7 protein-coding genes are annotated in these 12,387 nt (G+C 66.0%); 5 read left to right on the top strand and 2 right to left on the bottom strand.

Annotated features, from left to right (window positions below; genetic code table 11):
* Nucleotides 1-11 precede the first annotated feature (11 nt).
* The 5 genes from ING15_RS10940 to ING15_RS10920 all read left to right on the top strand — a co-directional run bounded on the left by ING15_RS10940 (nucleotide 12) and on the right by ING15_RS10920 (nucleotide 4,705).
* Entirely contained in the window at nucleotides 12-1,241 is a 1,230-nt protein-coding gene (locus ING15_RS10940) for an ABC transporter substrate-binding protein (protein ID WP_206454844.1), read from the top strand.
* A gap of 75 nt (nucleotides 1,242-1,316) precedes the next feature.
* A complete protein-coding gene (locus tag ING15_RS10935) occupies nucleotides 1,317-2,081 on the top strand; it encodes an ABC transporter ATP-binding protein (RefSeq protein ID WP_206454843.1) in 765 nt (254 codons plus the stop codon).
* The gene (locus ING15_RS10930) at nucleotides 2,074-2,793 is read left to right on the top strand and encodes an ABC transporter ATP-binding protein (RefSeq protein ID WP_206454842.1); all 720 of its coding nucleotides are present in this window, start codon (nucleotides 2,074-2,076) and stop codon (nucleotides 2,791-2,793) included. The genes ING15_RS10935 and ING15_RS10930 overlap by 8 nt, the downstream gene beginning before the upstream one ends.
* Nucleotides 2,794-2,799: 6 nt before the next feature.
* The gene (locus ING15_RS10925; protein ID WP_206454841.1) at nucleotides 2,800-3,687 is read left to right on the top strand and encodes a branched-chain amino acid ABC transporter permease; all 888 of its coding nucleotides are present in this window, start codon (nucleotides 2,800-2,802) and stop codon (nucleotides 3,685-3,687) included.
* A 1-nt stretch (nucleotide 3,688) separates the two neighbouring features.
* Nucleotides 3,689-4,705, top strand: a complete 1,017-nt coding sequence (locus ING15_RS10920; RefSeq protein WP_206454840.1) for a branched-chain amino acid ABC transporter permease — start codon at nucleotides 3,689-3,691, stop codon at nucleotides 4,703-4,705.
* A 39-nt stretch (nucleotides 4,706-4,744) separates the two neighbouring features.
* Here the strand turns inward: ING15_RS10920 and pbpC are convergent, their stop codons facing one another.
* Both pbpC and ING15_RS10910 read right to left on the bottom strand, forming a co-directional pair.
* Nucleotides 4,745-6,814, bottom strand: coding sequence for a penicillin-binding protein 1C (gene pbpC, locus ING15_RS10915; protein WP_206454839.1), 2,070 nt, complete (start codon nucleotides 6,812-6,814; stop codon nucleotides 4,745-4,747).
* A gap of 29 nt (nucleotides 6,815-6,843) precedes the next feature.
* On the bottom strand, nucleotides 6,844-12,336 hold the full coding sequence (locus ING15_RS10910) for an alpha-2-macroglobulin family protein (RefSeq protein ID WP_232845697.1): 5,493 nt from the start codon (nucleotides 12,334-12,336) through the stop codon (nucleotides 6,844-6,846).
* Nucleotides 12,337-12,387 lie beyond the last annotated feature (51 nt).

The following is a 12,387-nucleotide window of genomic DNA, read 5'->3' as shown; positions in this document are numbered from 1 at the left end:
AGGACCGATCCATGACGACCAAGCGCCCCGTCGCGACAGCATTCGCCGCCAGCCTCGCTGCGGCTGTCGCCTGGCCGGCAACAGCCCAAGACGTGTCGGACGACGTCGTCAAGATCGGCATCCTCAATGATATGTCGGGCGTCTACGCCGACACGGCTGGCCAGGGCTCCGTGGCCGCGGCTGAGCTCGCTATCGAGGATTTCGGCGACACCGTCCTCGGCAAGCCGGTCGAACTCATTTCGGCCGATCACCAGAACAAGGCCGATGTCGGATCGAACATCGCCCGCGAGTGGTATGACGTGCAGAACGTCGACGCCATCATGGACCTGACGACATCCTCGGTCGCGCTCGCCGTCCAGGGTCTGTCGCGCGAGAAGAAGAAGATCACCATCACCACCGGCGGCGGCTCCACCGAGATCACCGGCGGACAGTGCAGTCCCTACGGTTTTCACTGGGCCTACAACACCCGCGCCTTGTCGCAAGGCACCGCCGGCTCGCTGGTCAGGGGCGGCGACGACAGCTGGTTCTTCGTCACTGCCGATTACACCTTCGGCGATTCCCTGCAGGGTGAGGCCACCAAGGTCATCGAGGCGAATGGCGGCCAGGTCCTCGGCGCCATCCGCCATCCCTTGTCGACCACTGACTTCTCCTCCTTCATGCTGCAGGCGCAGAGTTCCGGTGCCAAGGTCATCGGGCTCGCCAATGCCGGTCTCGACACGGCGAACGCGGTCAAGGCGGCGACCGAGTTCGGCCTCGTTCAGGCGGGACAGAAGCTCGCCGCCCTGCTGTTCACTTTGTCCGAAGTCCATGGGCTCGGCGCGGAGGCGGCCCAGGGCCTCAACCTCACCGAAGGATGGTATTGGGACCAGAGTGAAGAGAACCGCGCCTTCGCCAAGCGCTACATGGACAAATTCGGCAAGATGCCGAACATGATCCATGTCGGCACGTACTCGGCCGTTCTGCAATATCTGAAAGCCGTCAAGGAAGCCGGCACCGACGAGACCGAGGCAGTGGCCAGGAAACTTCACGAGATGCCGGTCGAGGATCTGTTCGCCAAGAAGGGCAAGGTCCTCGCCAACGGCCGCATGGTCTACGACATGTATCTCTTCCAGGTGAAGACGCCGGATGAATCAACTGGCCCTTGGGATTTGTACAAGGAGGTTGCGACCGTACCGGGAGACGTCGCCTTCGGAACGGTCGAGGATAGCGGCTGCGACCTTGCGAGCTTCGCCGCCAAATAGTTCGTCGACGGGGAGTTCGGCGACGCCGGCTCCCTCCCACCAGTATCCCGACCCCGACAGGAGATGAATGCGCCGATGAGCGTTTCCCCGCAGGAGGCGATTCTTTCCGCCCGCGGCCTCACGAAGGAGTTCTTCGGCTTCAAGGCCGTGAACGGCGTCGATCTCGACGTCCGCGAAAATACCATCCACGCCCTGATCGGCCCCAATGGTGCCGGCAAGACCACCGTCTTCAACCTCTTGACCAAGTTCCTGACCCCGACCGAAGGCAAAATCACCTTTCGCGGCAAGGACATCACCGGCCTCAAGCCCGCCGATGTGGCGCGGCTGGGGTTGGTGCGCTCGTTCCAGATCTCGGCGGTGTTTCCGCATCTGACGGTCCTCGACAATGTCCGCGTCGCGCTGCAGCGCAAGGCCCATCTCGGCACGCAGTTCTGGCGTTCCAGCAGCGCGCTCGACCGGCTCAACGACCGTGCCCATGAGCTGATCGCGGCCGTCGGGCTGGACGAATATGCCGAGCTCGACGCGGCGGAGCTTTCCTATGGCCGCAAGCGGGCGCTCGAGATCGCGACCACGCTTGCCCTCGACCCGCCGGTGCTTCTGTTCGACGAGCCGATGGCCGGCATGGGCGTCGAGGACATCGGCCGCATCTCCGACCTGATCCGACGCATCGCCACGGACCGCACGGTCCTGATGGTCGAGCACAATCTCAACGTCGTCGCCGACCTCTGCGATCGCGTCACGGTGCTGGCGCGCGGCGAAACCCTCGCCGAGGGCGACTACGAGGCAGTCAGTTCCGACCCGCGCGTGCGCGAAGCCTATATGGGAACCGAAGATGAGTGAGCCGTCCGGCGCCTCCCCCCTGCTCGAGGTCGAAAACCTCCACGGCTGGTACGGTGAAAGCCATGTCCTGCATGGCGTCTCTCTCGATCTCCACCAAGGCGAGACGATCACGTTGCTCGGCCGTAACGGCGCCGGCAAGACCACCACGCTGCGCGCGATCATGAACCTTCTGCCGAAGCGGGAAGGCACGATCCGCATCGCCGGCAAGGACATGATGAAGGTGTCGGTTCACAAGACCGCCTATGCCGGCATCGGTTACGTCCCGGAGGAACGCGGCATCTTTGCGACCCTGTCGGTCTCGGAAAACCTCATGCTGCCTCCGCGCGTCGCCGACGGCGGCATGAGTGTCGAAGAGATCTACGAGATCTTTCCCAATCTCGCCGAACGGCGCAATTCTCCCGGCACCAAGCTGTCGGGCGGCGAGCAGCAGATGCTCGCGATCGCCCGCATCCTGCGTACCGGCGTGAGGATCATTCTTCTCGACGAACCGACCGAGGGTCTGGCGCCGGTTATCATCCAGCGCATCGGAGACGTCCTCATGGAACTGAAGAAGCAGGGCATGACGCTGCTTCTGGTCGAGCAGAATTTCCGCTTTGCCAGGAAGGTCGCCGACCGCTTCTTTCTGATGGAGGACGGCCATATCCTCGAGAGTTTCCCGACGTCGGAACTCGATTCCAAGATGGACCGGCTGCATGAAGTGGTGGGGGTATAACGCCAAATGACCATGATCTTCGGCATTGCGCTCCCAGCCTTGCTCGGCCAGCTCCTGATCGGCTTCATCAACGGCTCGTTCTACGCCCTGCTCAGCCTCGGCCTCGCGGTGATCTTCGGGCTGCTGCGGGTCATCAACTTCGCCCATGGCGCCCAGTACATGCTCGGCGCCTTCACCGCCTATCTGATCCTGTTCTACACCGGCCTCGGCTTCTGGCCGGCGTTGATCCTGGCGCCGCTGATCGTCGCGCTGCTCTCGGCCATCGTCGAGCGCACCATGCTGTCGCGCCTTTATGATCTCGACCATCTCTACGGCCTGCTCTTCACCTTCGGCCTCGCGCTGATCATCGAAGGCACTTTCCGTTATTATTTCGGCGCGGCGGGCCAGCCCTACGCGACGCCGGCACTGCTGTCCGGCGGCACCAATCTCGGCTTCATGTTCCTGCCGAACTATCGCGGCTTCGTCGTCGTCGCCTCGCTGGTCATCTGCATCACTACCTGGCTGTTGATCGAAAAGACCAAGCTTGGCGCCTATCTGAGGGCCGCGACGGAAAACCCCCAGCTCGTCCAGGCGTTCGGCGTCAACGTGCCGCTGCTCTTGACGTTGACCTACGCCCTCGGGGCGGGCCTCGCCGGTCTGGCCGGTGTCCTCGCCGCGCCGGTCTATCAGGTCAGCCCGCTGATGGGCTCGAACCTGATCATCATCGTCTTCGCCGTCGTCGTCATCGGCGGCATGGGGTCGATCCTCGGGGCGATCGTTTCCGGCTATCTCCTCGGCATTCTCGAGGGCCTGACCAAGGTCTTCTATCCCGAGGCCTCGAACATCGTCGTCTTCGTCATCATGGCGATCGTGTTGATGGTCCGCCCGGCCGGGTTATTCGGGAAGGAAGCCTGATATGACCAATTCGCAAGTCACCAGCGTTGAAGCCAACGCGATCCGCGACGGCGAAGGCTCGGCTGAGGGGTCACCGGCACGCCGGGCTGGACAGCGCGACCTGTCGACCGTCGGCCTGATCGTCGCCGCCATTGCCCTTGCCGGGCTGATTGCCGCGCCGTTCTTCGTCTATCCCGTATTCCTCATGAGCGTCTTGTGCTTCGCGCTCTTCGCCACCGCCTTCAACCTCCTGCTCGGCTATGTCGGCCTTTTGTCCTTCGGCCACGCCGCCTTCTTCGGCGGCGCCGCCTATTTCACCGCCCATGCCGCCAAAGTCTGGGGCTGGGAGCCCCTGTCGGCGATCCTGCTCGGCGCCGTCGGCGCTGGTGTGATCGGCCTCATCGTCGGCTTCCTCGCCATCCGCAGGCAGGGAATCTATTTCGCCATGGTGACGCTGGCGCTGTCGCAGATGATCTTCTTCATCTTCCTGCAGGCGCCCTTCACCCACGGCGAGGATGGCATCCAGGGCGTGCCGCGCGGCCATCTCCTCGGCCTGATCGACCTCAACGACCCCTTGAACATCTACTATTTCGTGCTGGCGATCTTCCTGTTCGGCTTCTTCGCCGTCTGGCGCATCGTCAACTCGCCCTTTGGCCACATCCTCAAGGCGATCCGCGAAAACGAGAACCGCGCGATCTCCCTCGGCTATCGGGTGGATCGCTACAAGCTCGGCGCCTTTGTCATGTCGGCGGCGATTGCCGGGCTGGCCGGCTCGACCAAGGCCATCGTCTTCCAGATCGCAACACTCACCGACGTCGCCTGGCAGATGTCCGGCGAGGTCGTGCTGATGACGCTGCTCGGCGGCATGGGAACGATCTTCGGCCCGACCATCGGCGCGGCGCTCGTCGTCACCATGCAGAACTACTTCGCCACCTCTGATTTCCCGGTCACCGTCATCATTGGGATCATCTTCGTGCTCTGCGTCCTCCTGTTCCGGCGCGGCATCATCGGCGAGGCGATCCGGCTGCTGCGACGGTAAAGCAGCAAGCTCCCAAGCCGGAGCACTCGGCGAGGCGGGCTATTCCACGAACACCTGGCTGTGCGCGGCGGCACCCGCCGCGTCCACCACGGCGATATCGACGAAACCGAGCTCGTTTGCCCGCCAGTTCGACTGGCGCTCAAGCGCGTGGCGGATGACCGGGCGCCCGTCGACATACCAGGTGAAGGGCGGCTTGCCGTTGCGCACCTTGAGGAACAGGTCTCCGCCCTGCCCGCGGCCGAGACCGATTTCGACCCGCGCCGCGTTCGGCGGAAACACGATCTCCGGCTGCAGTCCGGCTTGCGCCAGTTCGGCCGCGCGCCCGACCCGCCGCATCGGCGGCGGCAGCCCGCCGCCGGCCGAGGCGAGAATGCCTGGCGGCGGACCCAGCAGCCGCGTCACCGGCCCGAGCCGGGCGAAGACGTCGCGCATCACCGGCGCGGCGCTGTCCTGGCCGACCAGCCCCGCCACCGGCGCCCCGTCCGGCCGGCCGAGCCACACCCCGACCACATGCTTCTCGTCATAGCCGACCGTCCAGGCGTCGCGGTAACCGTAGGACGTACCGGTCTTGTAGGCCACCTCGCCGGGGGAGCCCTTGGTCGTCGTCGTCGCACCGGCGAGGATCGATGTCACATACCACGCCGCCTGCGGCGACAGGATGCGCTTGCCCTGCCCGACCACCGCGTCTTGCTCGATATGCAGCGGCATCGCCACACCGCCATTGGCGATTGCGCCATAGATCCGCACCAGATCCTCCAGCGTCAGTCCCAGCCCGCCGAGCCCGATGGCGAGGCCCGGCAGCGAGCGATCGCCGAGTTCCGGCCGCGCGCCAGCCCGCTTCATGCGATGAACGAGCCGGGCCGGGCCGACTGCGCTGAGCAGTTCGACAGCCGGCAGGTTGCGCGACAATTGCAGCGCCCGCCGCGCCGTGATGACCCCCTCGAAGACGCGGTCGAAATTCTGCGGCGTATAGCCCGCAAAGCCGCCCGGCGAATCGTCCACGAGACTCTCGGGATGTGCCAGTCCGCGCTCGAAGGCGAGCCCGTAGATCAGTGGCTTCAGGGTCGAGCCCGGCGAGCGAAGCGCGCGTGTCAGATCCACGAAGCCCTGCCGCTCGCGGTCGAAGAGATCGGGTGAGCCGACCTGCGCCAGCACCTCGCCCGTCGCCGGATCGGAGACCAGAATCGCAAGGCTGACCGGTTTTTTCAGCGTCTTCGCCTTGTCCCGCGCATAGGCTTCCAGCCGCTCCTGCACGCCCTTGTCGATGGTCAGGCGAATGCGCGGCCTCTCCGGCTCTTCGCCATACAGACGCACCGCCGCGTGCGCGGCGAGCATCGGCAGGGCGCGCCGCCCGACCGGCATCGCCTCGTGCTCCGCCCTGGCTGTCTCCCTTGCGTCGAGAACCCCGAGCGTCTCCATCCGGTTCAGCACACGGTCGCGCGCCGCTTTCGCCCGCTCGGGATAACGATCCGGCCGGTAACGCTCGGGCGATTGCGGCAGCGCCACGAGCAGCGCCGCCTCCGCCGCCGTCAGCCGCTTCGGCTCCTTGCCGAAGAAGGACAGACTCGCCGCCCGCACGCCTTCCAGATTGCCGCCATAGGGCGCGAGTTGCAGATAGAGCGACAGGATCTCCGCCTTGCTCCGCGTCCGTTCCAGCGCGACCGCGACGAGCACCTGCTCGCCCTTGGCCGCGAGACTTCCCGTCGGCAGGCGGCCGAGCATCCGCGCGACCTGCATGGTCAGGGTGGAGCCGCCAGAGACGACGTGGCGATGGATCAGCGTTTCCCATGCCGCCCGGAGGAAGGCACGCGGATCAACCCCGCCATGGTCGGCGAAGCGCTTGTCCTCCCAAGCGAGCAACATGGCGAGATAGCGCGGATCGACATCGTCGGCCCCCGCTTCGAGCCGCCACCTTCCGTCGTCACTCGCGAATGCGCGCAGCAGGGCGCCGTTCCGGTCGACCACCTCGACTCCGGTTTGCGGCGCCGCGAAGGCCGCGATCCGCGCCGCGACCGCGCGTTCGAAAGCCGCGAGACCCCAGCCGATCGCGACGATCGCGCATAGCAAGAGAATGATCCCGGTCTGCGCCAAGCGGCGTTGCGGCGACATTGCTCAGCCTCCGGGCAGCGCCAAGGCCATCACCGTAGTGGGCCGACGACGGAAACCCGGCCTTCGTCGGTCCGGCCGCGCCGGCTGGGATCGTACATGTTCTGGATGAGGGCGGCGGGGTGGACGAAGGTTCCCGGCGAAACCGCGCGCACGACATAGGCGAAGCGCTGAGTCGCGGTATCGCCGCCGCGCTGATCGACCGCCGCGAGGAAGCGGTCGGCGCGGAACTCGGTATGGGCCGCCTCGCCGGTCAGTTCCAGCCAGTCGAGCGCCGCCACATCGCCGCCCCGCAGGATCGCCGGGTTGTCGATCTCGAAGCCGGCCGGAAGCGGATCGTCGATCATCAGCCGCGCCGGACCGCCGTCGATCGGTGTCATCTCCACGACTGCAACGAACCGTTCCCCCTGGGCGATTTCGGCAATATCCAACGGCTCGCCGTCCAGCGTGTAGTAGCTGCGAGCAATGGCGTAGCCGTCGGTGGACGCGGGCGGCGCGATCTTCGGCACCCCGCGCAATGTGATGTCAGCCTCAGCCGGCGCCATGCCGCGGTTGGCGACATCCAGACCCGACCCCAAGTCCTTGGCGTCGAAGACGGCGGAATAGGGTCCATCCACATTGCGGCCGGCGACCGTCAGCTTCGGCGGATTGCTGGCCAGCAGCGCGTGCGCGGCAAGCAGCGACCAGGCGTCCTCTTGGGTGCTGGTGTAGCCCTGGCGCTGGCGCGCGGCGTTGACCTGTTGCACGAGATCGTCGAACGACAGCCCCTCCACGTCGGTCTCCAGCCCCAGCGTCAGGACTGCGGCATCATCCCGTAATTGCGTCCCGTAGTCGGTGCGGCCAGAATTCACGGCAAGTCCCGCGAGCGCGTCTGTAATCGCCGCGCGGAACACCCGCTCCGCCCGCACCCGGTCGCCATAGAGCGCCAGCGCCGCCGCGATTTGCCCCTTGGCTAGCGGCGTCGGGAAATTCGACAGCTCGTTGTCCGAATAGTAGCGCAGGTCGCCGATCGCGGCCCGGCCGTTGCGCGCCAGCACGTAGGTGGCATAGGCGACCGGCCCCCAGTCCGGTGCGTCCGGCAGATAGGCGAGGCTGTTGCGCAGATTGTCGATCGCCTGCGCAAAGCGCTCCTCCGGCACCGTATAGCCGGCCTCGCGGGCGCGGGTCAGGAAATCGGTGACATAGGCGTCGAGCCACAGATCCCCGTAGTCCGGCCGCCACAGGCCGAAGCCGCCGTTCGACGATTGGTTGGCGAGGACGCCGGCGATCGCGTCGTCGACGCGCTTTGTAATGTCTTCCGTGCCGGTGAAACCGGCAAGGCCGGCGGCTAGGATGGTCCGATCCAGATAAACCAGCGGCATCGCGCGGCTGGTGATCTGCTCGGTGCAGCCATAGGGGTAGAGGTCGAGCGCCCGCACCACTCCGGCCACGTCGAAGCGCGCCGCGCCGGTGACGCTGACGGTCGCGGCCGCAGTGCCCGGAAGGAAGTCGTCGAAGAGATTCGCGCCGAGATCGAGCCGGCCGCCGCTGGCCGCCAGCGTCACGGTGCTCTTGTCGACGGTTTCCGGCGCGATCGAGCGAACCGGCAGCGCGAAGCTTTTCGCCAGGATCTCGCCCCCCGGCAGGGTCAAGGCAAGCTCGAGGCTGGCGTCGCCCACGGCTTCGGCCGTGACCGGCACCAGAAGCCGCTCCCTTGCGCCCTCGGCAAGATCGAAGCGCTCGCTCGCCTCTTCGCCGAGCGAGATGATGCCGCCTCCACCGGACAGAACCAGCGTCACTTCCCCGGTCGTCCCTTCCACATGCGTCACGTCGATCGCGACGCGGGAGCTATCGCCCGGCGCGAGGAAGCGCGGCTGGCTGACCGCCAGGACGACCGGATCGCGCACCACTATCTCGGCATTCGCCTCGCCGACGCCGGTCTTCGTCCAGGCCAGCGCCATCAGCTTCAGCGTGCCGTTGAAGTCGGGAACGTCGAGCGTGATCGTCGTCTTGCCGCCGTCTTCGACGGCCACGAGGCCGGAGAACAGCGCCACCAAGTCCTCCATTGGCGGCGGGCTCTGATAGCTCGCGCCCGCGTCGCCGCCCGAGCGCACGGTGCCGGGCGCGCCCTGCATGCGGTCGATGAGCTTGGAATAAAGATCGCGGATTTCGACGCCGAGCCGGCGCTTGCCGAAGTAATGGCCCGACAGTGACGGCGGCTCGAAACCGGTGATGTTGAGAATGCCGGCGTCGACCGCGGCCAGCGTCACATAGGCCGTCTCGCCCGGCTCGACGCCGTCGACCGCAATCGAAACGTCGACGCTTTGGCGCGGCCTGATCTTGTCCGGCGCCTCTAGCGAGACCGTCAGAGCACGATTGCCCGGATCGACGCTGGCATGGGCAAGGCCGATCGCTCGGCCGGGCATCCGCTTGGCGTCGATATCCATCGGCCGGTAGACGATGGCGGCGATATAGGCGCCTGGCCCCCATTCACGGGTGACTTCGAGCGTCACCTCGCCGCCATCGGCGTCGATTTCAGCGGTCTTGGTGGCGATGACGCGCTCGTCCATCACCAGCACTTCAGCCGTTCCGGCAAAGCGCGGTTCGATATGAACGGTCGCCGTGTCGCCGATGCGATAACGCGGCTTGTCGAGCGAGATCTTGGCCATGTCTGGCGTGTCGAGCGACGACGCCGCGACATACCAGCCCGCCTCGAAGGTAACGCTCGCCGGAACCGCCGCTCTGGCGGGATCGCGCAGGACAAACTCGTATTCGCCCCATTCCACCGGCAGCGACAATGCCGCTGGCTTTTCCGCCCCGATGTCGATCGACCCGCTGGCGACCCGCGCCAAGGTCCGCACCGGCTCGTAATTCCAGCTACCGCTGCTCGCATACCACTGGAACCGCGTCGTGACCTTGTTGAGCACCCACTCAGCGCCGGCAAGCGGCGTCCGCGCCCGGTCCGCATTGATCGCGATCAGGTCGAATCCCGCGTCGCCTCCCTCGCCGACCGACCGGTCGAAGCGCGGCTTGATGCCAAGACGCGGCTGCGCCCCGGCTAGCGGCAAGGTCAGCGTCCGCTCGACGGGACGGCCGCTGGTATCGACGACGCGAACCTGCAGCGAGGCCTCGAGCGGCTTCGTGGTCGCCGGCGGCGCGAAGGGGGCGAGCGCGATCGTGGCATTTCCGTCGGCGTCTGTCGTGGCGCCGTCGAAGGGCTGGCGCATGGCCGTCGTGTCGTCCTCGGCGAGGCCGAACCGATAACCATCGAAGCCCACGATACTTGTCCCGGCACTCAGCACCGCCTCGCCATTGACCTCCAATTCGCCGGCCAGCGCGCCGAACAGATAGCGCGCCGCGACGTCGATCGCCGGCGGCGCGGCAGGGTCGAGAATTTCGGCGGACGCGGTCAGCGCGAAGTCGATCTTCTCTGGCTCGAAATCCTCGACAATAAGGCTTTCTTCCGCGAGCGCCGGCTGCTTGGGATCGGTATGCAGCGCCACCTTCCAGATCCCGCGCATGGCGTTCCCGGGCAACTCGAGCCCGAAGGCGAACCCGCCCGCGCCTTCGTCAGCGACCTGCCGGCGACGGTATTCGACGCCATCCGGGCGGGTGACGATTTCCGTGAGCGTCAGCTCCGTGACGGCCTCGCCTTTGGCGTCACGCACCAGTCCGGTAAAGAATGCGGTCTCGCCGGTCCGGTAGATGCCGCGCTCGGATGTCAGGAACACATCGAGCGGACCGGCAGGCGGCCGGCCATCGACGCCTCGGTCTGTCAGATCGAAAGGCGACTGGGTGAGATCGAGAAAGACGAAGTCGGAACTGCCGTTTTCCGCGGTCAGCACCGCCGGTCGGTCGCCGCCGGTACCACGCAACAGCCCCGCCGGCAGCCGCGCATGGCCGGCCGCATCGGTTTTGGCGGAGCCGAGAATCTGATTGTTCGCGGCGACGAGCTCGAGTTCGACGCCGTCGATCGGTTCGGCGCTTCCGAGGGAGCGGGCGAAGACGTGAAAACCGTCAGCCGCGGCGAAGCTGGTCAGCCCGATGTCGCTGACCACGAACCACTGGGTGGCGAAACTGTCCTGATATTGCGGGCCGTTCTTCGCCTTGGCGGACAAGATGTAGACACCCGGCTTGATATCGGGCGCGATCGCCGACACCGGGATTGCCGTCGTCACTTCCTGGTTCGTCTCGCGGGCAACCGTCACGGTTCCCGTCCAGACGTCCTCGCCGCTGCTGCTTGCGACCTCGTCGATCTGCCAGTCGGAGAGCTGGCGCAGGAAGCGTTCGTCGCGGATCGCCCGCGACAAGGCCCGGTCGCCGATCCGCTGCAGCCGCGCCTCGATTTCGTCGGTGTTGATCGTCGTCACCGGTATCGTCGCCTCGCCGCCCGCCGGCAGAACGTAGGCGTTGGTGGCAAAGCGCACCGACGGATCGCGATCACGCACATAGACGACGGTTTCGACCGATTTGGTCAGCGCCTCGCCATCGGCCGAACGGATCCCCGGACGCGCGACGATGCGATAGCGTTCCCCATGCTTCACCCCGTCGACACAGATCTGCGAGCCGCTCGCCGATACCGGCAGCGTCTCGCCATTCTCCACGCGCACATAATCGCCGACATTCTCCGAGCTCGTCAGCGCGGCCGACAGGGCATCGGAGAAATTCAGGCAGATCCGCGGGTTGGCGGCATCGTTGTCGACGGCATTGTCGACGATCCGGAAGCCATGCTCCGCCACAACGGCATCGAGACGGGTACGGGCAGCGCTTGTTTCCCCGGCATCGAGGCTCCGCCGGTAGGTCTTGATCGAAAGTTTCCAGTTCTCCGCCGCCTCATAGGCTTGGCCGAGCGCTCGCAGCGCCTCCGCCCGTTCGTCATCGCTCGCCGCCGTCAAATAGGCGTTGATTGCGCCGAACTCGCGCAGCCGGTCATTGGTCGGCCGATCGCCATATTGTTCCGGACTATAGGCCAGCGCCGCCTCGGCGATACCCTGCCAGGCGCGATAGGCGAGCGGCTCGCGCCTCAGCGCCTCGCGCCAAAGACGAATGGCTTCGGGATAGGTCAGCGCCGCCCTGGCGCTTCTGGCGAGATCGTCGACCGTTTGATCGTCATAGGCCGCATCGCGTTCCTCGTCAGCGAGTTCGAGGCGCAGACGCTTCGCCTCGTCGATCGCCGCGCGCGGCAGGAAATCCAGCCCCGCGGCGCGTTGCTCGAGGCTGTTCTCGTCGGGCACGGCCGCGACGACCACCTTACCGGAAACGGCGCCCGCGACGGTCCTGAGTTCGCCGATCTCCTCTTTCAGGAAGCACCACTGGCTCTTGGTATTCAGCGTGAACGCCTTGCAGCGATCGTCGCCGAGACAAGCAGCCGTGCAACGGTCGAGATCGACATCCTTCAATATGTCGTAGTCGCGGCCGAAATAATCGGCGCCTTCGGTCGTGATGATGCGGCGCTCACCACTATCCTGGGCGAGCGCTGGCTGCGCCAGGAGGGCGATCACACTCAACGTGGTCGCAGCGAAAAATCCCTGAAGAATGCCGGCCATGCGCATGGTTTGGCTCCGCTCCGCAATGCTCCGACACGAAGCTTATGACGG

The organism is Aurantimonas marina (assembly GCF_017183135.1).
Lineage (GTDB): Bacteria > Pseudomonadota > Alphaproteobacteria > Rhizobiales > Rhizobiaceae > Aurantimonas > Aurantimonas marina.
This window is presented reverse-complemented; position numbering and strand designations above follow the sequence as displayed.